Source organism: Secundilactobacillus yichangensis, assembly GCF_016861565.1.
Classification (GTDB): domain Bacteria; phylum Bacillota; class Bacilli; order Lactobacillales; family Lactobacillaceae; genus Secundilactobacillus; species Secundilactobacillus yichangensis.
Genome location: NZ_BOLK01000002.1, coordinates 95,379 through 120,983 on the forward strand (window position 1 = coordinate 95,379; position 25,605 = coordinate 120,983).

Below are 25,605 nucleotides of genomic sequence, written 5' to 3' on the forward strand. Positions count from 1 at the left end.
CACCTAGCTTTCAATAGTGTAATGAAGCAAACCATCACTGGACTTTGTTTTTGCGGTTGCTTCATCAGGATCCGCTGCACCGGCTAAAGTAACTACAGGCTGAGTATTAACAATCAACTGACCATCATTAAACTTAACCGTGTGATTAGTGACTTGTGATGTTGATGGATTAATTCCAACATAATTTGCAAGTTTAGTATTAGTATCGTTATCAGCTTGCGTGATAGCGGCCTGCTTAGCAGCATTGACATCATTTGAGGTTGCCAAAGCAAACCAGGCTGTATATTTTGTATCACTGCTCCACCCGCGAACACTCATAGCCCCAGTATTGGAATTAATGGCGAGTTGTGAACCGTTACTGCTATCACCTCGTAGAACCAAGATATTAGTCCAAGTAGTCCCATTACCTGGTAAGTTAGTAACACCTGTTACGCCTTCGATAAAGTAGTTTCCAGTCGTTTGCAGAGAATCAATATTTGTCCCAGCTGCGATAACAGTGGGGATCGCATTAAACGGCTGAATCTTTTTACCACTTAATTGCTCAGTACCATCGCCGTTATCAGTAACCTTTTTAGCTAACTTCGCGTCTACATCAGTAGTTGTATCAAGCAGCTTCAGCGTCTGGTTAAGTAACTCCGTCTTGGTGTACGCAGCAAGTGAACTATTGACGTCAGCATGAGTGGCATAATCACCCTTCGGCTGTAGCCCGGTCAGGTCAGGATTAGGCACCTCATCCTTGGTAATGTACGCGTTGCCCTTGCCGTCTACCGCGCCAGCCGAAAAAGTCTGTTGCTCACTAAAAGTATTTGGCTTATCAGTGAATGCAATATCTTTCGGGATGTTGTCAGCAATCAACTTTGGCAAATCAACTGTTTTGGTGTATGCTGCTAGGTTTGCTTGAAAGGCTGCCTGAGACACAACGTCCGCGTCTGAAAACTCCGCCGTGACCTGAGAAGTATTGCCAACGACAATCTTAATATTATGCGTGTTGACATCATGTTCAGGAGATGGCGTCATAGCTTGTGACTCCTGTAAGCATTCAACAGCATACAGAATCTCTTTGTTATTGCCATCTGTAGCAAACAAGCCAACAGTTGCAAGCTCATAGGAAGCCTTTAATTCCTGCTGGTTAAAGTCAATTTGAACTGTTTCAGTAGTAGTTCCCTGATTAAAATTCCCCATATATTGACCAGTCTGCTCGACAGAATCAATATCCGTCATTGCCCGAATATCATCTAAACTGTCATTCCAGTGCGGGGCGCTCGAAGCAACTGCCCGAAATGCCGTGATGGTATTTGATTTTGCAGCCAGCTGATCAATCAGCTGAACCCCGGCATCGGTAATCGTGGTAAATTTTGCTGGCTTTTCATCAGCCATCAGCTTCAACTCCTTCCAAGTTAGAGGTAATTAATGTCGGATTATTTTTACGCCAGATTTGAGTAGCAGCGCCGGCATAGAGTTGAGCTACTGTAATAGTTGAAAACTGTACTTCAACGATTCGTACTTCTGGTGTGGTAGCTGCCTCTAGTGAAGCAACCAACAAATCTCGCTTACGCTTCTCATTGTATTTATCAGGAATATTGATAATCTTTAGTGCTTTAGGCTCACCGTTTAGTAGTGCACGGTCAACGACTAAGCTGAATTCACTAGGGTCGGCCTGCAGCGCATATGAAATTAAGCGAATCAAGTCATTCTCGGTAGTGCCAATCCGATGGCGCATTCGAGCAAGCCGGATTTCCATCCGTAGGTAATCATCATCACTATCGATTCGATGTACACCCCAGTCGGCAGCATACATATCAAGTGTCCCTGAATCAGCTTTGTCTAATTCATAAGCATCTTTGATCTTCATCAAAACATCGGCAATCGTTTCAAAGCGCTTAGCGATAACATCTAGTAATGCCTGATTGATAGAGGCATCTTCCTGATTAAAGTAAGCCGGAAGCCCACTGCGAATCCGGTCGGCAATCTCATCAATGTTAAAATCATCCAGCATTCACGTTCACCTCGATTGCATCATCATCCGTGACTGCTAGTTCAAACTCATCTACTTTGACATTATCCAGTGCCAGCTTGGTCTTATCAGTACCCATGGCTAGCTTGATATCCGTGATGCCGTGGACGTTCCAAATTTGACCAAATATCTGGCTAAATAACACGGTTTCACCCATCTTGAGTTCCGAAAAGAATTGTTTGATGTTAGTGCGAATATCAGCTAGTCCATTATCGGAATCAAAATCATCTGTAGTAGTGATATTGATTTGAATAAACACCGGTACTGTCTTGGCACGGTCAAATTTGATTGTTCGTGCGTCCCCTGACAGGTTATAAACAGTTTTTGCAATTGAGCCAACTGTGTACTCAGTTACACCAAGTACATGGAAGTACTCATCCGCAACCTCTTGATCATCGCCACCAATCACATATAAATGGTCCGATTTCGCTGGATTACCATACTTATCTGGCTCCATTGTCCGATTAGAAACTAACTTAGCCTGTTTAACATCGGGCAAATTTCCTACTGCAGTTGTGATACCATCTTCGGAACTGGCACCACCCGCTAGCCGGTCACTGATAATTCGGTCAGCATAGCTTTTATCAACCTCGGCATCTTGACCGCCAGCTGCTGCCTGAACATTTGTAATCGCATATATATCTTCGTTAGCATCGGCGTTATATGTAATAGCGCCAGCTTTGACGTTGCCACCAATACCGGAATCAACTGCCATTGCATTGACAGTTACCCGGCAAAGGCCGACACCGTTATCGTTTTGCAGCTGAATCTTGGTTCCTGGATTATCCGGGTCGTCAATCATCGTGATATCACCGAACGTCACATCGTCAGTTGTTTCAAAAAGCACACCATCATCCGTTGAAAACAGTGAATTGGCGGCAATAAAACCGCCGGGATAACCATCGACCTGCAATTCAACTGAAGCTGGTGCTGCTGGTTTTCGCAGCACTCCTTCTTCAATACCGATTCGGTCAAGAGTGTCTCCGTGAGAGCTCAAGACGAATAAAGAGAAATAAACTGCTTCTAAGCCTTTAAAAATTAAATCATCACGGTCAGAAATAATACCTAAAAACTGACCAAGTAAATGAGCATCATCAGTCGGGGCATCAGGTGATATATCCTGTTTGGCAATGTCATTGATATCTTCTCTGATATCGCCAATTTCAGGACGGTCAAACTGACCATCCTTAGTCATTAATGCCATCATCATCCACCTCCAAACCTAGTTGAATGTCGTCACCGTTGCTAACGACGATTTTTAAACTGATCGTAGCCACCCGCTTGTTAAAAGTGATGGAGTCAACGACCACTGAATCAATTTCATCAAAGTAGCCTGTCAGCCATTCCTCCAGTTCACTCGACAGTGCCGCCTCATTGTGGATATCCATAATGATCTGCAGCATATCAACGCCAAAGGTTGGGTTCCATGACAGTTCACCTTGATTAGTGTTCAAAAAAATGACAATCCCTTGTTGGAGATTGTCATTCGTTACTTCTATATCTTTACTGTTTGGATCAAGCAAAATATCATGCTGATCGTCATACGCAAAATCACCCATGTTGAATCACCGCCCCGATAATACCATCTGAAAGATCATGATTGCGGTCAGAGTCATAGGTATAGCCTTTCGAATTGAGATTGGTGATGTCATGATCGACAAAATTAATGAGCACTAAATCGCCAACCTTTAAAGGTTCATTTTCCTTTTCGCTGACCGCTATCCACTTGCACGAATCAGAAATAATAACGTCTCGTAAAATTAGTGATTCTTCATCGGCAGGTCTTCCAGTCAGTTGGCAGTCGGCTAACCCACCATTAATACTCAAAACTCTGGCATCAGAGGAGGTATGGGTGTCTGAGCTAGCTGATTTTGGCACATCTTCAGCAATGACTTTAGCTAAATCGGTTAATGCATTTCTTTTAGCCAACTTCTTCCACCTCACATTGTGTCGTCCAGTCCGCACTATCATGTTCACCGCTAATTACGCGGACAAAACCATCAACTGTCCGTGAATTCAAATCAATTATTACTCCGCCGTATATCCGGGGATCTAATGCAGTTGTAAAAGAATACGTGACTTTACCGTCATCATCTTCATTCTTAGTTGGTTCACTAGCCAATTCATTGGAAGTCAGATAAATATGGTCTTTGTATACATCCGGTTTAGAGAAGTCGTCAATCACCCATCCATCAGGGGTAAAGTACAGCTTACTGCCACATTGTTTGGCGAGTGATTGTAACGCGTTAAACGGCTTGGCACTTAGGGTATAAGCCTTTTTGATTGGTTTATCCGTCTTAAGATGCTTGATTTTAACCGTCATTTTGGCCTGTCGAATAATCCGCTTCATGATTGTACTTGGCTTGGTACCCTTTTTAAAAGTCAGCTTCACTTTCAAACGTTTAGTGGTATTCCACTTAATGACTTCACCTTTTTTAATCGTGACCGCGTGTTTAACGTCCTTAGAGCCAGAAGCGGTTGAGTAAATATTCTTTGTTTTTGAGTAATCAACTCCACCTAGGCAGTTAAGCTTGATAGGGTAATCCAAATTATCATCGGGATCTTCTTCCGTGCTGATAATGGTACCTTCAGTGAGCTTACTGAACAGGTCAGTCGGACCTGAGGTGACCTTTACATGGTTGCCCTTTTTTAATACAGCGGCATGTTCTTCAGAAATGTTATACAGAGTAACGGTGAATTGCTGAATACTGCCATCGGTATTAAACGGAATCTCGAACTCAATAGTCAGCCCATAACCACGTGGTTTCTTGGTTGTGAATGTATACGTGCCATCGCTGTTAATGACTTGCAGGTCAGTCTCATAACCCCAGAAAGTACCCTTATTAGTTGTGATATTAGCCATCATCGTCACCTGCATCCGTTAAATCAGTGCTGGTATCAGCAATTTCAACCGTTAAGTTCAGATTGTCGATATTTACTTCGATTTCATTGCCAGATTCATCAATAGGCATCAATTCAATCAGTGGCAAACGATCCTTGTAATGTACCGCCTGAAACATTGGCTGTTTAAGTACTAGTGGTTCACGGGCAATCAGCCCGTCATCATCCGAAATTGAGACGGTAATCTGGTCAGAGTACTCATTGTACTGAAAACCCAATGTATAGGCCTTTTCGTCAAAGATAATCGTGTACTCATAAGGTAACTGATTGGGGTCACATGGAATTGTGTCATATTGTGCCATTCAAAATACCTCCTATGAGTAATAGATTTTGTCGCCAACGTGCAATTGAGTAGGAACCAGTTTAGGATTGAGCTTTTCAACTGACTTAAGCGATACCTTCTTTGCAACTGATAGTGCCCACATCGTATCTCTGGCACTCTTAACTGTGATGTACTTACGGGTACTCTTCGAAGACCCTGTCGACTTAGTTTTTGGGCCTTTGTTATTGTTTTTGCTCTTACTTGAGCCAGACTTAGCCTTCTTACGTTTAAACATAATTTCGCCTTTTTTGGCGTAATCAAACGTGATAGATACTTCAATTGCGTTCTGATGGACAGTACCTTTAACAATCTGCGATATCTGGGCATGGCCCCAACGAGAAAAGCCACGAACTGTGACCTCATATCCGTATCGCTGCCACTTCTGAAAGGCATCGAACTTCTTATCGATATCCGCAAAATCTTTACCAAATAAGAAGTAAGTCCCGGTTAGTTCCTTAGAATTACGCCGGCTGTAACGACTTCTTGGATCACCATTATCAACTGCATGTGAATCCACATCGTTTGAATCAGTCTCACTAGGTTCTTTTTCACCAAAGAAAAAGACGGTATCTTTCGACTTGTCAGTCAAATAAATACTCGTTTTACCGGCATTACCAGCGTTCACTCTAGCTTCCTGAGCAGTGATCTGTTTCATGATTGAGGCAGCATTTTTCTTCTGTAGTTCAGCAAAGGCGGCAGCCTTACGCTTTTCCTGCTCTTTCTTATAAAGGCTCGCATAACTGGCATTGCTGGTTTTAGAACCTTTCTCTTTGGCAAGATTCTTCTTCAGCGTTCCAAGCTTGTTCAGTGCCTCAGTCATTGACTTCTGGGTTTTACTCTCAGAGGACGACTTTTTCAATAAGTTTTTATACGCATCTTTCTTTTGGTTCGTTAAGCTCTTAATTTTAGTCTTCAGGGTTTTAACCTTGGACTTATCCTTGGCTGAACTTAACGCCTTTTGTGCGGCTGCTAGTTGTTTATCAACCTGGGTGTAAGCCTCCTTGGCGTCGTTGTATCCATTTTTCTTGCCTAATTCATCGTTCGCTTTATCAAGCTGGTCTTGATATTTATCAATTTTGCTCTGAGTGGTTCTAATTTGCTTATTAGACGCACTAACAGCTGAATCCCACTTCTTAATTTTGCTCGAAATAGTTGTGTTCGAAAAATGTTTTACAGCGGATTTCAAACTACTACTTGGTGTTGCCATATTCCATCCCTCCCACCCCGAACTTTGAATTAGCCGAGAAATTCGTATGCAGCATCATCGCCAACTTCAGCACGAACTAAAGTTACTAATTCTTGATCGTGGCTTTGTAATGCTTGCTTGATTAACTTGAGAATGTGGGCGTCGCTATCGCCACCCTTAACTTCAACGTGTACGTCATAATGTGGTTCAATCTTCGTAGCACGACCACCGCCAGCCACAATCTTCTGTGACTTCTTGTGGTCAACAACTGTACCGGCAGTCTTGGGCTTGAACAGCTCAAAATTGCCACCCTCATTGACTTTGCTCCATTTGTTGAGTGGTGGCTCGCCACCATCTTTGAAGCCTTTCAACGCGCCTTCAATTTTGCGTGCGCCGGCAACGTGTTGGGCATTATATCCACCACGTTCCCACTGTGAACTGAAGGCATTAGCCAGTGAAGCGACTGAACCAGTTCCTCTTAATATCCGTTTCAAAATAGCACTGTTAGCACCATCGCCATGTAGCGCGAAATCAACCTGAGCCCCAGCATTCTTCCAGGACATGTTGTGCTTTTGAGCATAGCTAATCAGACTTGATTTACGAGGCCCTAGCCATTGTCCTAAACCAGAAGCACCACCGCCAGGATTAATTGCACCAGGGTTTAAACCAGATTCAAATTCCCAATTTCCCAGGACGGCGGCAATCCCCTTATTGGTTGCTGAGGGGTATGCTTTCTTGATTGCATCAGCCAAGGTACGAGCTCGTGCTGCAATACTACCGGACAAACCGAATGCACCAACATCGCTTTCAGTTAAGTTTTTGCTGACCCACTTGATCTGTGGAGCCAGCTGCTTCTTAACATACTTATCAAGTGCCGAATTCTGTTTAGCCTTAGCCTTTTTAACCTTGATTGCTGAACTTTTAATGGTTCGAGGGTCAAGCCAACCAGCTGTGGACGAACCACCAATTGAGAACATTGGGTGTTTAGTAGCACCGACGTGGACGTGTGTTGCACTAGACCCTAAGATGGCAATTGCCTGACCAGCTTTAACCTGATCACCTTTGCCAACCAAGATTTTAGCGCCAGACCCATATTTACCATTTAGTTCTTGGTAGATATAGTTCAAACCACCGCCACCGATGACAACAGACTCACCGATACCTCTTGCACCGCCCCATTCACCGGGTGGACCGCCAACGCGTTGAACGGTACCAGTGTTCATACTATGAACAGTCCTACTGCCTGAATAATCGACACCATCATGCTGGCTATAACCACCACCGACAGATCCACGATTACCAAAACCAGATGAAACGGACCACCCACCACCAGGACTATGTGTGACGGGCCCACCGGCGCTTGAACCACCGGAATTCATCGCATTACTCAATGCATTCCAAGCAGCAGCTGACCACGCATTACCAACACCGGTTGCACCATTCTTACCAAGGGTTGTTAAGCCCCCAGAAAGTGGTGACTTGGCAGACTTGCGATTAACGTTATTGCTAAATTCAGCTGCGAATGCTTTTTGTGGATGAGCACTGTTGCTACTAATTAACTTTCTTAGAGCAGTCTTATTGACTTTGGTACCTTTGGCGTAGTGAGGCATGGCGTCCATGATTTCTTTAACTTGAGCACCGTTAAGCACTTCATCGTTCTTCTTCAGTGGCGTATAGACATTGTCACCTTGTGGGAACATCAGCTTGTTATTGCGAACCACTGCTTCTTGTCGTGGACCAGATTGCGCATCATTTAAGACAGCAAACTGATCTTCACGAATCGGACCTTTAGAACCTTCAGCGTAATGAATCGGAGAAATAACCGAATGACTGCCACCAAATTGAGACAGAGCGGAGTTAATTCCCTTAATACCACCGTTCAAAGAACCAATGGCACCACTCATGCCACTATGTGCATACGGGCCTAATCGAGAAAAGATCGAATTAAAATCTTTAGTCGTCGCCTTGGCAGCTGAATTCATGCCTGAGTGGAGCTGGTTCATATTCTTCTGGGCACCCTTTTGCATATCATCAAAATCACCAGTGGTGTTTTTCTGGATCTGCTGGGTCGTCTTCTTGGTATCGCGAGAAATCTGCTTCCAACTCTGCTTGGATTTGGATTCAAAATTCGATATTGACTTCTTCGATTTCTTGGTCGAAGTTGAGTAACCGTCAGTTACTGATTTTGAAATCTGTTTCATGGAACTCTTAGTCTGGCGAGCGGTCTTGGATAGGCTATTGTCCCCACCAAGCGCACCCGTTGCGACAGCCTGTTTGGGTAGCTTCTTAGTAGTTCCATCAGCATACCCAGGCAGAACTTTGCCAGCTCCAATACCGCCACTAAAGGCTTTACGGGTATCTTTGGCATTCAGAATCTGTTCACCTGGCAGCACCCGTTCAATGGTCGGCCCATTAGCACCAAGCATACGGAACAGCCCAGTTCGTGGATTATAAGCAAGTTCAGTACCTTTTTCACCAACCATGGCCATTTGTGTTTTCCGAATAGCACCACCAGCAGCATGGCCAAAGTAGCTTTTGGGTAGACTGGAAGTTTTCTTAGTAGAACCTTTTCCCATAGGAACAGGTCCTAAATTGGGTTTACTAAATGTAGACTTCCCATGTGCAATGTCATTGGTAAGCCCATTCTTCTTTTGCCTAGTTGGTTGTTGATTTAGCCCTACAGAAGCAAGTTGATTCAACATGTTACCAATTTGACCGGGTATTGCATCAAACATCCCGCTCATCGCATGCTTAACTTCAGTTGCTTGTGATTGAGCTTGGTCAACCACTGCATTTCGTTGCTTTTTAGCCCATTTGACCGTACCAACATATTGACTATATGCCCGATTAATGGTCTCGATACGTTGACTTTGTGCCTTATCGATAATGGCTTTGCGTTGACTTTCGCTAATGCCTTTTATCTTTTTAGCAGCTGAAACTTCTCGGTCATATCTCTTGTCAGCATAGCTTGTTTGAGAATTATAAGTTTTCTTTGCAGCACTAACAGTCGAACGATAGGCTTTATTACTACTTGCGACTACCTTTTGGTAACCACCAATAGTTAACTGTGAAGTTTGCCTATTTAGTGACCGCTGTAAAGTTTTCTGCTTTTGTGCCCCAGCATCAGTAATACTTAAAATTTGACGATTGACCCGATTAATTTCACTAATCCGGTCTTTGCCACCCTTTTTATCAGAGCTAACTAGATCATTCAGAGACTTTTTCAAATTAGCTAAGCGAGTGGTCATACTAGTTTTCTCTTTTTGATATGCCTGTAGAGATTCACTAGATGATATCAGCCCTTGCTTTTGCAGATAGCCATAAGATGCTTTGTCCGTCTTTAATCGTTTGGAGGCATAGCTACTTGCAACATCATATAAATCCTTATAGGTTGCTTTAACTTTGCCATAGGTTTTATCAGCAGATGTGTACCACTCTTGGTTAGCTTGGGTTTCAAGTTTTACAGCAGATTTAATGTAAGATTGATCCGATCCGCTTAATGATGACAAGGTACTTTTAGCGGCCCTATTGTCAGCATTTGCCCAATTTTCACGAGTAGACAATACTGGTTTTGGTGTCTTCTTCTGCCTTTGCAGCGGTTTAGCACCGCTAGCATTCAGAATCTGATTCGCATCATCAGTATCTAGATCTCCACTAGAATTCTTATAATACTTACCACGAAGTTTGACCCTTTGCTTTTGCTGTTGGTCCTTAATGGTTTTATTAGGGTCTTCTCCAGTTTTAACATCAGAAAGGCCTTTGACAATCTTGTGAACATCAATTGCTTTAGTAACTGCATCGCCAATAGCGGTACCAGCCATAGCGCCAGCAGGACCACCTAAAGCAAACCCAATGGCACCACCAACAGCTTGACCACCAGCATTCCAAAGCTCACTGCCGCCACGTTTAGTGTCAACGCCATCTTTGAATGCATTAGCAGCTTCTAAGCCAACCCCAGCGCCAAGTGCAACAGTGCTGGCCTTGCCTAATAAGCTAGAGTTTGCCCATTGGCCTTTAATTCCACCGGCAGCACTGCCGTACCGAGCTACTCTTGAACCTACACTGCCACCAGAAGTTGAAGCAGCCAACTCTCCGGTCTGTGATACAACGGGCTTAGTTGCTACTGCTGGTACTCCTTTGCTCATGGACCCAGAAAGTAATACCCAGGCAGTTCTAGCGAAACCTAGTGCTTTAGCCAAACCGCCAATTGCCAGTGACAAAGGTGCAATAGCAGCCGTCCCCATAATTGCATAGGAAACAAACTTCTTAGTAGCTGGTGAAGCACCATTGAGAGCAAGCAGCATCTTGTCGAGACCTTTAATGAAGTCGGTAATGTTTGGCAATACAGTCGTTGCAAATGATATACCAAGACCATTAACTGCCTGCTTAAAGATGTTGATCTGTGCCTGAGCGGACATTAAGTTCTTAGATGAAAGTTGGGCAATGTAGCCCCCACCTTTCATGTTCTGCGACTTAGAAACTTGATCGTTTAAGCTCCGTAACTGATTAGTGTTCTTCGCTAGAATCAGTGCAGATTCCTGACCAGTCGTACCAAAGAACTTGTGGAATACGTTCATCCGGTCTGCGTCGCCCATATTCTTGGTCTTGTTATTGATGATATCCATCAAATCTGCCAAGTTCTTGAGTTTACCATTAGCTTGTTTGAAATCTGAAGAGGTCAAGCCTAACTGATTCATAACTTGGGCTTGCTGGCCCTTAGCCATGTTTGGTGAGCCAAATGCGTTGATGATTTTCTTTAAACCGGTACCAGCAACAGTGTCTTCCCAATTTTGTTATCATAGGGGCTCTTTATCCTCTATTTCTTACAGTTTCCTGCAAGTTCAGACTATCTTTCCACCTACAGCCTGACTGTTTAGGTGCTCCGCCTTCGTGGATATTTCGCCATACAAAAAGCACTCAGTTGAGAGTGCTGCTTAGGTTACACTATCTAGTCGTTACGCCTTCTCGGAGTTTCCTGCCGAGCTTGGTTCGGGATCAACTTGTGTCACATGACATTTAGTCTTCCCCGAGTTAACGGAGTTTAATTACGCTGCCATTTCTGACTGCGAGGCCAGTTTCCAAAGCCCATTGTTGCTAAGAATACCAATCGCAGACGTCGTCATTGATAATGACTGATTAGCCGAACGACCAGTTGCCGCTACGTATCTAAGTGCATCACCCATGCCCTGGAAGTTAGTCGCAGTCAAATCAGCGGCATATGCCATCTGGTTGACTGCAGTTTTCGTATTCCGAGCCATGACCGTGGTGTTATTGGATTTAAGACCAAAGCCTTCCAGTGCAGCCGTTGCATTGTGGACAACGTCGGTGTAATCATCACCTGAAGCTAAAGCACCTTGTAAGAACGTCTTCTGAGTTGATAGAGCTTGATTAGTTGAATAACCACGCCGAATTAGCTCTTCATATCCGGCAGACAGTTTAGTTTGAGCAACCCCGTATTTAACGGAGTAGTTCGTACCTTGTGCCTGCATTTTATTGACGTTTCGTTGGGCTTCAGCCTGCTTTTCACCGCCATAAGTGGCTAAGTTAGTGATCACCCGATATTGGTTCTGCAGTTTAACGGCATCATTGGCACCTTTGAGCATGGCAGCGCCAATCACTGTTGACGTTACTGCCATACTTTGACCAGTACGAATGAACTTTGAACCGGTCTCGCTTAGACGTTGCGAAGCATTACCCATCTTCTGCGATGCACTCGTTGTCTTCGTATAGCTACGAGTTACATCATCCGTACGAGTTCGACTAAAGCGCTGTACTGCAGACTGATTAGCCTGAACTGCCCTGGTTGCAGTACGCGAGCTGTTCGCATACTCCTTTTGCGCATTCGACAAGCCCTCCAACTGCGACTTGTTGCGGTCAAAGGCTGATTGCAGGCTAGTTAGCTCTCCTCGCAATTGCTTCACGTTGTTGGTACTACTGTCAAAGCGATTATTAATGGTATTAAGGCTACGGCTCATACCGCTGAACTTGCTGGAGGAAAACATGTTTCCAGTGAGTTCACTGACTTCACGAGTTTTCGCCTTTAACTTGTCGAATTGTTCATCAATTTTCGAGAACACCTCGAGGTTCGCCTTGATTTGAAGACTAATATCTTCAGACTGGAGGGAGCCCGCCATTACCTTCACCTTCTTTTTCTGACCCAGCACCGAAGGCTTGTGCAACTCCGATTTGGATCATTGCCTCAGTTTCTTCGTCGATATCTTTCATCACTTCCATTGCTAGAATCCATTCGTCTAAGGTCATGTTGAGAGCGTCTTTAACGGAGTCAACAATCCCTAAACGTTTAGCTTTGGATGCAAAAAAAAGACGGCCATACATCGGATCTGCCTTGATTAATCGCAGGTCGAGATCGCCGTCTTCGTTTTGATATTTAGTTGATCTAGATTTGTTCCTGCAGAAAGGAGTATGCTTCACCGATTATTGCTAGGAATCCGGTGTGGACTAAGGCTGTAGATAAGTTATCAACAACCTTAGGAATGGCATCAAAAATGCCACCATGTTCTTGCCAGAAGTCCCAGGTCAATTTTTGACCCTTTTCATCACGGAATACGTCGTCATTCAAGGTTTGAACGACTTGGCGCACGTTGGCTGAACCATCTGATTTAGTGAAGTTAAAGATAATGTTGACAGCTTCACGAGCATTCGGAAAAATCGTGTCTAGTTTGACCGTTTCATCGTTCTTATCAGTGAACTCGATTGAACTCTTATCATCATGGTTTTTTTCAACTTGCTCGTTGATAAATTTGTAGTCTAAGTGCGGCGTAACCAGCACCTTTTCCATTGTTTTCGCGTAAGCTTCACCGAAATCTTGGAACCCGTTAGGCCCCTGGGTTAAATCAGTGATATCCAGTGCATCAGGATAACTAGGGGTATTCAAGGTGATCTCTTTAGTCACCTTTTTTCCGTCCTTATCCTTGTAGTCCACCGTTCGTTTAACTTGCTTTAAATCCAGTACATCTTTTTGTTCAGCCATTGTGGCATCCTCCCTTTAATCTGTATCTTCTAAATATTGAAAAGCTTATAAATCAACGTATGACTCACGTGAGTCATCAAATCCCCAGCCAAGGAAGAGGTAATCAGCATTATCAAAGCTGTTACTCTTTTGACCATCTGGTACTTTTTGGCAGAAAGCGAATGGTAATGAAACCGTCTTACCGCTGTTCTCATCAACCATCTTCAGACCAACGGTTGGAATTTCACCTTGTTGATACGTTTTCTGACGGTTAATAACTGCGTCAAAGTATTCAGCTGACATCCCATTTTCGTTGCATGAGTATGTGAACTGACCTTTGCTTGAGTGGTTTTGCAGAGCTAATGGATCACCGGTGAAGTCGGAATCAAGGTCAAAATCGTTATCAACCTTGCTCCACTTAACGGCATCCGTAGCACTAAAACCGAATAATTCATGCGTGTTCCCGTCGACAATCAAATAGTTATGAATGAACCGGGTATCCTTTAAGTACACCCATTTGTCAGCGGCATATTGAATTTTGTTTGCCATAGATAGTTTCCTCCTTAAATTGTGAAGTTGATTTGACCATCAATTGTGTCAATCAAGTTGGCCAGGGTGACGTTCACTGTCATTTGAGTACGACGAGCTTCAACACTAGCGGTCGATACCTGTGCGCGAGTTGGCACAGTGACTGAAGCTAATGGCTTACCGTCAGCACCTTCAGCAAAGAAGCCCATGGTGCCAAGCTGGTCAAGTAATGATTGTGCTTGTGCCTTCAATAGACTCAAGCCAGCATCGTTGAACTTAAAGAAGCGTTGAGCTGGCAAGTCCAACCATTTCTGCAAGCCAGCTTGCATGAAGTCGTAAACGTATTGAATGCCAAAGATATTATCGATATAGTGACCATCGAGACCACGGCCATGTAGGAACATGAAGTCGCCAGCCTTGTTGACTACTGGAATGGCATTGTCGTTATCCAGTTGCTCAATTTCGGGAACTGTCCAGTCGTTTGGTTCAATACCTGGTAAACCTCCGATATGACGCCAGTTAACCGGCACAGTATCAGTGGCAACCGCTACGGCACCCCCAATGGTTGGTTGCCCTTCTTTATCAGCTAAGACAATGACCGGCAGCATCTTGTTCGTGTCAGTGTACTTAGTCGCGTATTGTTTCAAGGCGTCCGCATCATCAGTGGTTGAGACTTGGGTAAGCAAGATACCGTCTTGGTTGTCGTACAAGAAGTCCATAGTGGCTTCAAGTTGCTCCGTGGTAGCTTCAGGAGCCATCACAAAACGCCAGCCGGCCTTGAAATAGTTGGTCAGCATATGAACTAAACCGTTAACGTTTGGCACTGTTGCTGCTGACAAATCAACCGTGGCAGTAGTATCAGTCGTGGTAACGCTGTTGACCACTGGTGCGTCATTAACCACACCCATTGGATCTGGTTGGTCTTGATCAATATAGGTAGCAACTGCTAATGGTTGGTCATAAACTGAATCCTGAATCAGCTGGTTAAAAAACTCTGCAGCTTGTTTGTATATCTCAGTACTTTCGTCGTATTTTTCAGCGACTTCGTCTAATGACCCAAAGGTTGTGATGCCTTCAGCAGTACCTGGAATCGCGATCAAAAAATTAGCAGCCTTATCATAAGTGGCTGCCTGCTTAATTAATGTTCGAAATGAAACATCATAGAATAATTTGACTTTACTCATTGTTTTCCTCCTTGATATTGGCTTTAGCGTTGATATCAACGCCTTCGATATAGCCTGGTTGGGTGGCATCATCGTATGTGTCATTAGCCACAATCGTGACTAACAGCTTCGATTCAGTTTCATAGCTCACACCAAAGTTGGTCTCAACGTTAGCCAGCGATTCAACCCGTGGAATAGAGATTCCAACTTTGGCTAAATCAGCTAGAACAGCCCAGCTTTGCAGCAACATCCGCATGTCATGAGCTAAATCCGAAGCTTCGATTGGATCCTCAGCCACAGCGGTTAATTGCAACGGAAAAGAAAACGGCTCGCTTTCAACATCATTGAAAGTAAGTCGCTCATAGTCGCGCCTTATGTTGTAGTAGAAGAATGGCAGCGACGGTCTAACATCTGGCGTTGCACTCTTCGTTATGATCCAGTCCGGTTGGAATTGATGAATCTCATCAATCAGCTGACTAATCGTATCTCGATAAATCGCCATTATTTAGTCACCGCTTTCAAATAATATGTGGTTAATCCGGCCACTTCGTCAGGGGTGAAGCTTTCCACTTCATAGTCGTGGTTACTAGCTATGACATGTACCCGTGTACCCCGTGGAAAATCAGGGTGTAGGGAAACCCATTGCATTTGTGCAACCTCCACCGTGCCACCACCTTCAGCCAGAAACTCCGTACCTGGTGACGTCCAGGTATTGGTCGTAGACTTTACAATTGGCTCACAAAGCTTCTGCACGTCACTGAATTGCTTCTTAGGCGTGCCAGTGCTATCGAAGTCTTTAGCTGTTGGCTTATGGTCACTGACTGGCACCGTAACTTCGATGTCTTGTTTCAATCGGTCAAACATCCACCGAAAGTTATTGAAGTTCTTAAATTGAAATGCCATCATTCACCACTCCCTAAGAAAGTCCACGTAATTGACCCAATCAGCTTACCGGTATCCATTAATGGATCGTTTTTACCCTTCCGTTCAACGGTTAGTGGTGCGTTAGCTGGATCAAAGAAGTCGCGCAGGGTGATCCGAATGTCATTTGTCATTGTCCGGGCTAGTTTGTGCTGCAGAATGTCAGCAGTTGACTTGCCATGGATAATTTCAATGACACCCTCACGCATCATCCGCGCATATTTCGCTCGATTCTTCTCACGAGTCGTCCAAATAAACGGCCGTGGCGGAATCTTAACGGACTTCTTGAGGATAAACATAACGGTTAATTCACCGCCGTTGTCGACTGCCAGAATGTTCTTACCTTTCGGTTTAAACAGTCCTGATATCTCACTCGCTTTACGCGTGCCAGCTGCAGCCGTTGGAATGGTCAGCCATTGCCGTTTAGCAGTGATCACGGCACCGTTCTCATTAACGCCAGCAATCATTTGCAGATAGCTGTCATGTAACGGAACACCCGCAACAATTCGGGTATGCGTCAACTTCTCGATTTCAGCCCTTACTTCGGGTTTCCTATCAAAAGACATCGATAGACCACTTCCCTTGTCCGAACTGACTGACTAACCGGTTGTAATCAATGAGATATGGATCATGATCCGACCAATCAAAATTGGTTTGGGTGTAATCCTTCGTGCTACCACTTGCAACACCACCTGAGCTGGCAATGCTGTGCATGAGTAAATCATGCAGAACAAGTAGCCGGTGGCCACGCTCACTAACACTATCAGGCAACTGATCTGCTAGAACCTGTTGCCAGGTATCATTAATCGACTGTTGAATGGCTTCGTCATTGTAGCCAACCGCATCGGGATAGTTTTTGATGGCCGCTAGCGTCGTTTGATGAGTTGCTTGTGCCATCTAATCACTCCTTATCTATTTGCTAGTTCCAGTTGTTGAAGAATCAGGCGCTGTAGCAGTAGCTGCAGCAGTCGTGAAATCATCTAAAGTAGTTTGAGCAGTTGCCCCAACGTAAGCGGCCTTGTATCCTTTATAGGTTTTACCAGCAGTTAAGCCAGAAATAGTAACCGGTGAAGGCTGTGCATCCACAATCTTCTTACCTGAGTCGTCAAAAATATCAAATTTTACAGTTGTATCAGCCATGTTGTATCCTCCTATTCAAGTGTGACAGTTGCTGTCGTGTCTGTAGTTTCAACGCCATCAACCTTTGGTGTTGGTTCAACCACCGTAATTGTTGCCGTAGCGGTCTTAGCACCATCTGTCGTGGTTGCAGTAATTGTTGCTGTACCAGCAGCAATCGCTTTGCCATTGCCATCAGTGTCAACTGTGGCTACCTTGTCATCACTTGTTGTGTAGGCATAAGTAGCGTCAGTAGCTGTAGCAGGAGCAACGGTGGCAACCAGCTTAAACGTCGCGCCAACTTTAACGTTGACTGCAGTTTGGTCTAACTTAATGCTAGTAACTGCGACTTTGGCAGGTGCTTTAGTCACAATGTCACCAAGCGGTGTTTTGGCAGTGGCGCCCGCATAACTAGCGGTATATCCCGTGTAGGTCTTCGAAGCCGTTAAACCATCGATTTCAATTGGTGATGGTTTGGCGTTGACGATCTTGTTACCTTTATCGTCATAGATATCAAATGTTTTTGTATCAGCCATTTAAAGTACCTCTACTTTCCTGAAACGTTCAAGATAGCAATCTGGTTGGCCACGTCTAATACAGGCATGACCCATTGATCAACCTTAGTTGTCCGTGCAACTGGATCGGATTGGTCATAAACATGAACGGCAACACCACTACCGGCAATGGCAACAGTGCCTTCTAGCCGTGTAGATTCTTCTTCTTCAGGAGTAGCTGCATAAGCCATCCGACCAACTTGACCTTCATTAGGCAAGAAACTGACCACATCATCTGGAATGAAGGTGTGGAAACCAGTGCCGTCACTGTAGCCCTTGTTGTAGACTTGGATAGTTAAGCCAAGTTCGCTAAAAAGAAAACCAGTAACTACTGAATTGGGCACAAAAGCCACTGCCGTATTAGCGTTGTTAGCCAATAAAGTGGACTTCAATGTGTTGTTACGTACCAACTTGTTAAAGGTCTTTTGGTTCATAACTGCCCGACCTAAAGTTGTTCCAGTCTTTTGAGCTGCAGCAGTTTGAAGGGCATAAATGTCGTCGTAAGGGTTTGAACCATCGGCACCCCAGTCAGCAGTTGCCTTAGCTTTTTGCCAAGTCTTTAAACCGAAGTCAACGACCTTCTTGCTATCAAGCGTCAACTTACCAGTTGTCAGTTCTTCCATGGCCATGGCTTCACGCCGGTATGCTGCATTCTGCAGTAAGCGGGTTTGGTCAGCATAGATCCGGTTAAGCACAACGTCTGCTAACCCTTTATCAGCACTAGCCTGGGCTCGACGATAATCACGAATATCTTTTTCGTTGATGATCATTGAGTTCTTGAAACCAGGGACTTCTTTGGATGAAGTCTCTAAAGTGCCACGGGTCAATGGAACAGCCTTGGCATCACGAGAAGTGGTGTCAAGCAGTTGAGGGACCGTATCTGAGCCAGTCACAATGTTGACCGTGTCATCTGTCAGACGAGTGCTGGCAAATAACACACCATCGCCTAGATATGGCTCGGTTAATTCTTGGTTAGTATTCCAGAAGCTCACCACATGAGGAGCAGTGGTAGCGTCATAGATATCTAAAATTTCGTCGTTATCCATAATTTCCTCCTAATAAAAAAAGACCCGTAAAGGTCTTTTAGTTTTTATCGTTTAATAAATGTGATATCTGGTAAGGCTGCTTTGATATCGTCAGTGATCAGTGCTTGAACATCTGCGTCCATGCGGTTGATATTGACAATACCGGCAGTCATGACTGATACCGTGTCAGCACCATCCGCAGTTGGATTGGCTTCGTGGAGCAGTAGTCCCTGCGTGGTGGCATCGGCAGTGGCGGATAACTCTGCTGTTTCGTCAGCTAAGAAGTTCGTTGCACCACCAACCGGTGTACCAGCCTTAAGCTTTGCTGTGCCAGTGATATAAGCCGGCAGTTCGAATGATAATTCTGGTGCGACCCGAAAGTCTGATTGAACGCCATAAATTGCCATGAGGTTTCCTCCTATCGTTTAATGATATGAATCTTGGGCATATTCGCCTTTTGTGCTTCGAGTAATGCTCGCACATCGCTCGCGGTTCGATTGGCATTGATATAGCCCTGCGTCATGATTGCAACCGTTTCGGGCCCATCCGTGACGTCAATGTCGTGCAGTAAAACGCCTTGAATACTTTCTGCCATGTCGTCACCCCCTATTCGAGTGTGACTGTGGCGGTAGTGTCAGTTGTTGTGACGCTATCCACCTTTGGACCGGTAGACGTATTATCAGGCGTAGACCCGACAGCGTGCAGTACCTGCGTGCCATCTTCTAGCCAGCCATCAGCAACAACTGGTGTACCCGCTTTGATGATCTTGCGACCACGCCTGTTTGCAGTTACGCCAGTTGCATCAATCGTGCCAGCTAACGAAAACGACAGTTCAGGAGCTACTCGAATGTCTGACTGAGTACCATATTCTTGGTCTGCCATGCTAACGCCTCCTATGCATTAGGTTGTTTGAAGTATGGATTCTTAACTTTTGAATGATTCTGTTTGGCAATTCGTGCACCAACGTCTTCACTGTTACCGTTTGCTGAATTGACCTGGTCCTTTGGTACGCGACCATTGCGCAGCAGGTCATTCTTCACTGAAGCTTTCACATCGTTGTAAAGGCTAATGAAGTCGTTTATGCGCTTATTAGTATCTTCAGCATCTTGACCAACCACGAAGCGTTCAACTGATTTACTAGGTAATGAGATATGTGCCTCCTGCAGGCGGTCATTAGCCGTAGTAACCATTTCAGAACGAGCTTTCTCCTGCTTCATATTTTCAAGCTCACTTTGCATCTGTTCAAACTTGTATTGCTGCTTTTCGTCATCGCCCATTTTGGCTAACTTTTCAGCTTCCGTTTTCCCAGCTTCAATGCCCTTTTTATATGATTTAGAGCGTTCCCGTTCCGTTCTTTCCGCAATCATCTTTTCAACCTCAGCCTGGGTAAAAGTCTTAGACTTATCATCATCAGGGTTATCCGATGGATCATCACCGGATTTATCGTCAGGTTTTGTGGCTGATGGATCAGTTGGCTGTTGGTTCTTAGGATCGGTCGTTTCAGTACTTTCACTGTTGCCGGCACCGCCATTGGCACCAGTATCTTCAGCAAAATATTGCAGTTTCATTGGTAATGAGTTGCTAAATTGATTCAATAACATAGTTAATCGTCCTTTCACGTTTTAAAGTCTTGGCATGACTAATATCACTTGCACAGTTTTAAGTCTTAAGCATGGTTTGGACTGTCATTTAAACTCGATGTTCAACTTTTATACAACGGCAATGTGGATGCGTATCGTCAGGAATTGAAGGTGCATCGTCAATTGGATATGGGCCACCTTCCGCAATCCCCACACACTTCTCACAAGCACCTGGTTCATTCACAACGTCAACCATCAATACACCCTGCATTTTCATCGCAGCCGTATTGACTCGGTCAGATACTCGTGATGATTCAGTTACAATCAGCCGTTCTGCATTGCGCTTAGCTACCGCCAGCCTATCTGCAGCATTGATATTAGGTTTCTCCAACGCTTTGCTGTGTGGTACCAAAGTATTAATGAGCTCATCAACAGACGTGCCATGGCGAATGTGCTTACTGACAACGGACTGCAGGTCACGAGTGAACTGATCACTGTCGTCCCAGAGGTTAGTACTCCATTTCGTTGCATTGTCTGGATCAGTAACGATTGACACTAGTCGGTTAGCTTGTCGTGGTTTAACTTGTGCCCGCACTATTTCAGTTGCGCCATCGGCTTTCACACGTCGCTGAACTAGACTGTGCTGATGGACGAAATAGGCTAAAACACCAGCACCAACAATCGCATTCATCATGTGGTGAACATTGATACCGGCATCCTTTGCGAGCCCTGTAAGACGTTTTTTAGCCTCTTCAGGCCAGTCATGTGTATCTAATTCTCGGATTGCATTTAACCATTCCTGCTTATCCCAACGTGTGATTCGCTGTGAAACTTCACTAGGTGTCAGCTGGTTATCCTTGGCATATTGATAGCAGAATGCCTGTAAGTGATCGCGAATGAAGCTAAGGCTTTGCTGGTAATCCTGGTTGTTGGTCAGATTGTCCTGCTTGTCCTGGTTGAGGAGCTCCTGTATTCGTAGCTTCTCCATTGTCAGGTTGGCCATTATCTTCACCTACTTTTGCGGTTGCCTGAGCTAGATTAATACCATCTTTCTCACGGTCTTTGGCCATTTCTTTAGCAACAGCCTTTGGATCATCAATCTTAGATAGATACTGCAGTGCTTTTTCATCCGGGATCTTGCCGTAAACAGTCGAGAATGTAGTAGCTTCTTCACTGTCGTTGTGCGGTACCGCCTGCTGATATGTGAAGGTCAGGTTAGTAATCTCACCGTCAATATTGGCGACATCAAAAAAGATGCTAAAGAGTTTTCTCAGCATCTTCGACATTTTCCGTGATTTAGTTTTCGCCATGGCTTGCATCGCCTGGTACTTATTAATCAGGGCAACACCAGAAGCAGCATCAGCACTCATCCCAAAGGTTGAGTCACTGAGATTAACTACTTGCGTGATTTGATACAGCATATCAACTGCCCGATCTAAGTAATGTTCCTGAGTTTCATCATTTGAGAGTTTGTTCAAAAACTCTACGGTGGGCTGAATGTTGCTATCCATCTCATCTTCACTGGGATAGAGGTTAAAGAGCTTACTGTCTTTAATCTCCGCTTTCTGTTTATCAGTCAGCTTTACACCAGTGATTGCTAAATAAGCGTCACCAAAGTAATCCACATCATTCATTTTTTCCGACATAGACCGGTCAATGGAATCAATAATGTTGACCACATCATCAAGCAGTCCTAAGCGTTCTTCGTTTTCCTCGAACTCAATAACGGGACAGATTGGCAATGGATGGGTATCAAGCGGCGAACCGTCTTCATCAAGGTTCGTGAAATGAGCCTTATCAGCAGTCCCATCTTCATTCGTATTACTGATTTGATAATCACCTTTATCAGTAATCACAGTCGCCTTCATCTGAGCGTTGCGGTACGTATAGCGAACTGCAGCAATCTGATTATGCTCAACGGTGTCGTCATAGATGGCAAACGTATCAATGGGGCTGGTCACTGTCATATGAAGCTGTGGTGTTGGCTGATCATCCATGTAGCAATACAAATACGAACGCCCATAGATATCTGCCATCTTAGAAGCTTCGCTGAACACGTCATCATAATCATTGCGTTTCAGGAAGTCCTGAATCTGCTTGTTGATGGTCTCATTGGGGTTACCGTTTTCCTCGTAGCTAACCTGAACTGGATCACCACTGAAGAAACCATTGAATGTATTGATCAGCTTCTTTGGATAGTTAACGATGATTCGGTTATCAGGTTTGCCCAGCGACTTACCTTTCTGCCGAATGATTCGCTCGTGCCGGCCTTTGTAGTAGTCCCGTTTCATTTTATAGGCACCAACTAGGAAATCACGGTGGTAGTTGATCATAGTGTTGACGTCTTCCAAATGAGCCAGTAGATTCATCTCTGCTGGGTAAGTGAAGACATCACTGTCATTGATTTGGATGTTATCTCCTAAATCAATTGCATCACCGAAACGGCCTAGGTTAGCCAACCGCTGACCACTGATCAGTAAGTCTTGATTGTTATGCCGCTTAATTTGCTTAACCAACTTCACACCTCCTAAAAGTCTTTGTAGATTTGAGCACCAGCATGCTGAACCTTGCGGACAATCTTGTAAACGAAATACCGCATGGCATCACAAGCATGGTCATGTTCTTTAACTGGTTTATCTTCGCCACGTTCCTCAGCTTTTTCATCCCAGATGTAACTGGCTAACTCTTTAAACAAGTTCTTCAGTTCTGGGGTGAATTTAATCTTGCCAGTATTCATGGCAACTTGCGTCTCACGAATCCCGTCCAACACATCATTGTTAGCTTTAACAACGTGATAGCCACGCCGTCTTAATAGAGCAATGAAGGAAGCTGCAGACGGGTCAATGATGATGGTTGGATGCAATGTCCCTAGGAACCTGTCTAAGTCATCTGCATACTGTTCATCCGTTTTCTGGCGATTGCGCGTGCGCCCTGAGTAGTAATACTCTTTGAGGCAGTACCAAACACCATGAGAAAAGCCCCACAGCAGAAATACCGTAGGGTTTAAAGTACCGTAGTCACACGATACATAGTATTTAGTTATCTGAGATTCAGGTGGTGGCTGAACCACCATGTTGTCTTTATCGAAGTTGTCGTAGATGATTCCTTCTGACAGCACCCATTTACCTTCGATGTAGCGCATATAGAACACACCGGAATAGTTACGCTTGTATCTATCCTTAACGGCTTCAGATAGTGATGGGTTGTCGTCCATCATAAAATGAATATGTAGTCCTCTATGCTTTTTTAGCTGATCCAGCCACTCTAGTTTGAACCAGTGATATGGACCAGCTGGGTTGCAATTGAACCAGTACTTACCTCCATCTTTAGAAACACGCGCAGTTGCTTGATTAACAAACGATTCTGGCATCAAGGCCACCTCATCGAAAAAGAAGCCAGCTGCAGTCAGCCCTTGTACTAAGTCCTGGCTACCCTCATCCTTGCCACCAAACAAATAATAATGGTTGGTGACGTTACCGCGAGTAATCTCTAGCAGATTGTCTGAACGTCGGTCTTTAACTTGGTAGCCACGGCCACGCAAAATCCGCAGCAATGGTGTGACCACGTTACGTCTTAGTGAGCCAATCGTTTTGCCGGCAATGCCAAACTGTTCATCATTAAATCGCGCCATAGACCACTCAATGTAACTGGTCGACATAATTAAAGTCTTACCGGCACGGACTGAACCATCACAGATAATGGTTTCATAATCCTTATACGGGGAGTCATCCGTCCACCAGGCACTGACTTGTAGCTGTTTAAACGAGAACGGTGCAAACTTAAACTGTGGTACCTTCATTTGCTGTCACCGTCCTTTTTAGAGAACAGGTCTTTGACCCCGTCACGAATTGCTTTGAGGTAAGTATCACCTTCATCATTCGTGGCTTCCGGTTCAGGCAAACGATCTAACAACTCTTTCATTGCTTTTTGCTTGTCAAACAGCTTAACAACCGCGCCATCATGACCTAAGTGAATCTCACTAACCAATGAAGTATCGGCGTCTTTGCTATCTTTTAATCGCGCATATGACTTCTCACGGGTAAGATAACCACCAGTAACTTTATCCTTTACTGGCTTGAACCATCCATCACGTACAATTTCGGTTTCTGTTCCAAAATCAACGTAGTCACCGATGTCTGCGAATGCTTGCTTGACATACTCGACCATAATGTCATTAGCTGTTAAATATAGATCTTCTGACTGTTGCTTCTTTAGCTTGCTAAGCGCCTGTTTGACGCTATCTTTTGATAACAGTCTAGCGCCACCCGAATGAGCTGTATCCCAATCAACTTGATAAGCTTTCTGGTATGCCCAGGTGGCATTATAGCGTTGAATATAGTACAAACAAAAAAGCTTCCGCTTGTCCGTTAGTTCATGGTTATCAGCTAACTGTTGCACTGCAACGTGTTGCGTTTTTGTTGCAACATCTGACTGTTGCGTTGCACTTTTTGTTGCGCCTTTTTTAGGCGGTGCTGAACCGTCCCATTTATAGCGCGATTTCCAGGCTCTAACAGTTCCTTCAGATACGCCATATTGTGTTGCAATTTCTTTATACGACTTACCAGCCAGGTAATCTGCTTTAGCCTCATCTGCTTTCTTAGTCATCGCATATCACCACACCTCCATTCGCAGAAGGCAGCGGGCTAGTTGTCGCTAATATATCCTGCTTGTCGTAAACCAATTACAAACGCTTGATCATCATTAAAGCCCTGATTTAGGGCTTTTAGATATGCGGTTCTGGCTATATAAGTTGAGCCTTCAATCATATTATCAAGGGTGCCATCTTCGCGTTCCCGCTTAATGGTTTCACTTCGAACAGCATCTTGGTTCACTATTTTGTTGATCTCATCGTTATACAGTGAAATAAAGGTTTCTTTATCCATTACTTTTCCTCCCAATATCCTTGAACACCTTGATTACGGACATACTCGGCAGCTTTGTCCAATGATTCAGCTACCACACTGGCCGGCATCCCTTCAGCTAAATTGGTAACAGCTTGAATATATTTCTTCTGATCAAAAGTCCGGATTCTGTGACCAGCAAAATCTTTATCGATTTCATTGTCTTTTTTTCTGATTGCTTTGACTAAATCGATTAATTTATCACTCTTATCTTCTAGCGATCTTTTTAATTGAACTGCACAGCACTCATTTGAATTATTAAAATCGGTGCTAACCTCAGTGATCACGTAATCATGCCCATTGATATCGATTCGCTGAGCATTGCGACTAGCTTGAAACAAATCAGTTGTAGGAACGCCTTTAATTAATAAAATTTCATTTTCAGTGTTCATCTTTGCCTCTCCTTTTTACTGATAGCTTAATA

The 25,605-nt window shown here is 44.3% G+C and carries 31 protein-coding genes and 1 pseudogene; all 32 read right to left on the reverse strand.

Annotation, left to right across the window (positions count from 1 at the left end):
* Window positions 1–3: 3 nt before the first annotated feature.
* The 32 genes and pseudogenes from JUE95_RS02260 to JUE95_RS02410 all read right to left on the reverse strand — a co-directional run bounded on the left by JUE95_RS02260 (window position 4) and on the right by JUE95_RS02410 (window position 25,573).
* Complete coding sequence (locus tag JUE95_RS02260) at window positions 4–1,377, reverse strand: pyocin knob domain-containing protein (protein ID WP_203648879.1); 1,374 nt, start codon at window positions 1,375–1,377, stop codon at window positions 4–6.
* Window positions 1,370–1,996, reverse strand: a complete 627-nt coding sequence (locus tag JUE95_RS02265; RefSeq protein ID WP_203648881.1) for a hypothetical protein — start codon at window positions 1,994–1,996, stop codon at window positions 1,370–1,372. The genes JUE95_RS02260 and JUE95_RS02265 overlap by 8 nt, the downstream gene beginning before the upstream one ends.
* On the reverse strand, window positions 1,986–3,218 hold the full coding sequence (locus JUE95_RS02270) for a baseplate J/gp47 family protein (protein WP_203648882.1): 1,233 nt from the start codon (window positions 3,216–3,218) through the stop codon (window positions 1,986–1,988). The genes JUE95_RS02265 and JUE95_RS02270 overlap by 11 nt, the downstream gene beginning before the upstream one ends.
* Window positions 3,202–3,573 carry a contractile injection system sheath initiator gene (locus tag JUE95_RS02275; RefSeq protein ID WP_203648883.1) on the reverse strand — a complete coding sequence of 124 codons (372 nt, stop codon included), beginning with the start codon at window positions 3,571–3,573 and terminating at the stop codon, window positions 3,202–3,204. The genes JUE95_RS02270 and JUE95_RS02275 overlap by 17 nt, the downstream gene beginning before the upstream one ends.
* Window positions 3,566–3,943 (reverse strand): hypothetical protein, encoded by a 378-nt coding sequence (locus JUE95_RS02280; RefSeq protein ID WP_203648884.1) that lies wholly within the window; start codon window positions 3,941–3,943, stop codon window positions 3,566–3,568. Before JUE95_RS02280 ends, JUE95_RS02275 begins: the two co-directional genes overlap by 8 nt.
* The gene (locus JUE95_RS02285) at window positions 3,936–4,877 is read right to left on the reverse strand and encodes a hypothetical protein (RefSeq protein WP_203648885.1); all 942 of its coding nucleotides are present in this window, start codon (window positions 4,875–4,877) and stop codon (window positions 3,936–3,938) included. Before JUE95_RS02285 ends, JUE95_RS02280 begins: the two co-directional genes overlap by 8 nt.
* Window positions 4,870–5,217 (reverse strand): phage baseplate plug family protein, encoded by a 348-nt coding sequence (locus JUE95_RS02290; protein ID WP_203648886.1) that lies wholly within the window; start codon window positions 5,215–5,217, stop codon window positions 4,870–4,872. The genes JUE95_RS02285 and JUE95_RS02290 overlap by 8 nt, the downstream gene beginning before the upstream one ends.
* Window positions 5,218–5,229: 12 nt before the next feature.
* Window positions 5,230–6,444 (reverse strand): hypothetical protein, encoded by a 1,215-nt coding sequence (locus JUE95_RS02295; protein WP_203648887.1) that lies wholly within the window; start codon window positions 6,442–6,444, stop codon window positions 5,230–5,232.
* A gap of 29 nt (window positions 6,445–6,473) precedes the next feature.
* Entirely contained in the window at window positions 6,474–10,667 is a 4,194-nt protein-coding gene (locus tag JUE95_RS12860) for a phage tail tip lysozyme (RefSeq protein ID WP_308440885.1), read from the reverse strand.
* Window positions 10,659–11,189, reverse strand: a pseudogene (locus tag JUE95_RS12815) (phage tail tape measure protein); the annotation flags it as partial. The pseudogene JUE95_RS12815 and the gene JUE95_RS12860, both read right to left, overlap by 9 nt.
* 279 nt (window positions 11,190–11,468) lie before the next feature.
* Complete coding sequence (locus JUE95_RS02305; RefSeq protein WP_235995117.1) at window positions 11,469–12,557, reverse strand: phage tail tape measure protein; 1,089 nt, start codon at window positions 12,555–12,557, stop codon at window positions 11,469–11,471.
* On the reverse strand, window positions 12,535–12,684 hold the full coding sequence (locus JUE95_RS02310; protein ID WP_203648889.1) for a hypothetical protein: 150 nt from the start codon (window positions 12,682–12,684) through the stop codon (window positions 12,535–12,537). The genes JUE95_RS02305 and JUE95_RS02310 overlap by 23 nt, the downstream gene beginning before the upstream one ends.
* A 136-nt stretch (window positions 12,685–12,820) precedes the next feature.
* On the reverse strand, window positions 12,821–13,414 hold the full coding sequence (locus JUE95_RS02315; RefSeq protein WP_203648890.1) for a hypothetical protein: 594 nt from the start codon (window positions 13,412–13,414) through the stop codon (window positions 12,821–12,823).
* Between the two features lie 45 nt (window positions 13,415–13,459).
* Complete coding sequence (locus JUE95_RS02320; RefSeq protein WP_203648891.1) at window positions 13,460–13,942, reverse strand: hypothetical protein; 483 nt, start codon at window positions 13,940–13,942, stop codon at window positions 13,460–13,462.
* A 14-nt stretch (window positions 13,943–13,956) separates the two neighbouring features.
* Window positions 13,957–15,105, reverse strand: coding sequence for a hypothetical protein (locus JUE95_RS02325; protein WP_203648892.1), 1,149 nt, complete (start codon window positions 15,103–15,105; stop codon window positions 13,957–13,959).
* Window positions 15,098–15,586 (reverse strand): phage neck terminator protein, encoded by a 489-nt coding sequence (locus JUE95_RS02330; protein ID WP_203648893.1) that lies wholly within the window; start codon window positions 15,584–15,586, stop codon window positions 15,098–15,100. Before JUE95_RS02330 ends, JUE95_RS02325 begins: the two co-directional genes overlap by 8 nt.
* Window positions 15,586–15,987 (reverse strand): hypothetical protein, encoded by a 402-nt coding sequence (locus JUE95_RS02335; protein WP_203648894.1) that lies wholly within the window; start codon window positions 15,985–15,987, stop codon window positions 15,586–15,588. The genes JUE95_RS02330 and JUE95_RS02335 overlap by 1 nt, the downstream gene beginning before the upstream one ends.
* Complete coding sequence (locus JUE95_RS02340) at window positions 15,987–16,571, reverse strand: hypothetical protein (RefSeq protein WP_203648895.1); 585 nt, start codon at window positions 16,569–16,571, stop codon at window positions 15,987–15,989. The genes JUE95_RS02335 and JUE95_RS02340 overlap by 1 nt, the downstream gene beginning before the upstream one ends.
* Window positions 16,561–16,902, reverse strand: a complete 342-nt coding sequence (locus JUE95_RS02345; RefSeq protein ID WP_203648897.1) for a hypothetical protein — start codon at window positions 16,900–16,902, stop codon at window positions 16,561–16,563. Before JUE95_RS02345 ends, JUE95_RS02340 begins: the two co-directional genes overlap by 11 nt.
* A gap of 15 nt (window positions 16,903–16,917) precedes the next feature.
* Complete coding sequence (locus JUE95_RS02350; RefSeq protein WP_203648899.1) at window positions 16,918–17,145, reverse strand: hypothetical protein; 228 nt, start codon at window positions 17,143–17,145, stop codon at window positions 16,918–16,920.
* Between the two features lie 11 nt (window positions 17,146–17,156).
* A complete protein-coding gene (locus JUE95_RS02355; RefSeq protein WP_203648907.1) occupies window positions 17,157–17,657 on the reverse strand; it encodes an Ig-like domain-containing protein in 501 nt (166 codons plus the stop codon).
* 11 nt (window positions 17,658–17,668) lie between these two features.
* Window positions 17,669–18,721, reverse strand: a complete 1,053-nt coding sequence (locus tag JUE95_RS02360; RefSeq protein WP_203648909.1) for a major capsid protein — start codon at window positions 18,719–18,721, stop codon at window positions 17,669–17,671.
* Window positions 18,722–18,765: 44 nt separating this feature from the next.
* Entirely contained in the window at window positions 18,766–19,107 is a 342-nt protein-coding gene (locus JUE95_RS02365) for a hypothetical protein (RefSeq protein WP_203648911.1), read from the reverse strand.
* Between the two features lie 11 nt (window positions 19,108–19,118).
* Window positions 19,119–19,295, reverse strand: a complete 177-nt coding sequence (locus JUE95_RS02370) for a hypothetical protein (RefSeq protein ID WP_203648913.1) — start codon at window positions 19,293–19,295, stop codon at window positions 19,119–19,121.
* An 11-nt stretch (window positions 19,296–19,306) separates the two neighbouring features.
* Complete coding sequence (locus JUE95_RS02375) at window positions 19,307–19,582, reverse strand: hypothetical protein (protein ID WP_203648915.1); 276 nt, start codon at window positions 19,580–19,582, stop codon at window positions 19,307–19,309.
* 11 nt (window positions 19,583–19,593) lie between these two features.
* Window positions 19,594–20,301 carry a DUF4355 domain-containing protein gene (locus JUE95_RS02380; RefSeq protein ID WP_203648916.1) on the reverse strand — a complete coding sequence of 236 codons (708 nt, stop codon included), beginning with the start codon at window positions 20,299–20,301 and terminating at the stop codon, window positions 19,594–19,596.
* A gap of 88 nt (window positions 20,302–20,389) precedes the next feature.
* On the reverse strand, window positions 20,390–21,283 hold the full coding sequence (locus JUE95_RS02385) for a structural protein (RefSeq protein ID WP_203648917.1): 894 nt from the start codon (window positions 21,281–21,283) through the stop codon (window positions 20,390–20,392).
* A complete protein-coding gene (locus JUE95_RS02390; protein ID WP_203648918.1) occupies window positions 21,183–22,796 on the reverse strand; it encodes a phage portal protein in 1,614 nt (537 codons plus the stop codon). Before JUE95_RS02390 ends, JUE95_RS02385 begins: the two co-directional genes overlap by 101 nt.
* Before the next feature lie 11 nt (window positions 22,797–22,807).
* Window positions 22,808–24,079: a PBSX family phage terminase large subunit gene (locus JUE95_RS02395; RefSeq protein WP_203648919.1), complete on the reverse strand. Its 1,272-nt coding sequence runs from the start codon at window positions 24,077–24,079 to the stop codon at window positions 22,808–22,810.
* On the reverse strand, window positions 24,076–24,885 hold the full coding sequence (locus tag JUE95_RS02400) for a terminase small subunit (RefSeq protein ID WP_203648920.1): 810 nt from the start codon (window positions 24,883–24,885) through the stop codon (window positions 24,076–24,078). Before JUE95_RS02400 ends, JUE95_RS02395 begins: the two co-directional genes overlap by 4 nt.
* Before the next feature lie 38 nt (window positions 24,886–24,923).
* Window positions 24,924–25,163 carry a hypothetical protein gene (locus JUE95_RS02405; protein ID WP_203648921.1) on the reverse strand — a complete coding sequence of 80 codons (240 nt, stop codon included), beginning with the start codon at window positions 25,161–25,163 and terminating at the stop codon, window positions 24,924–24,926.
* Complete coding sequence (locus tag JUE95_RS02410) at window positions 25,163–25,573, reverse strand: hypothetical protein (protein ID WP_203648923.1); 411 nt, start codon at window positions 25,571–25,573, stop codon at window positions 25,163–25,165. The genes JUE95_RS02405 and JUE95_RS02410 overlap by 1 nt, the downstream gene beginning before the upstream one ends.
* Window positions 25,574–25,605 lie beyond the last annotated feature (32 nt).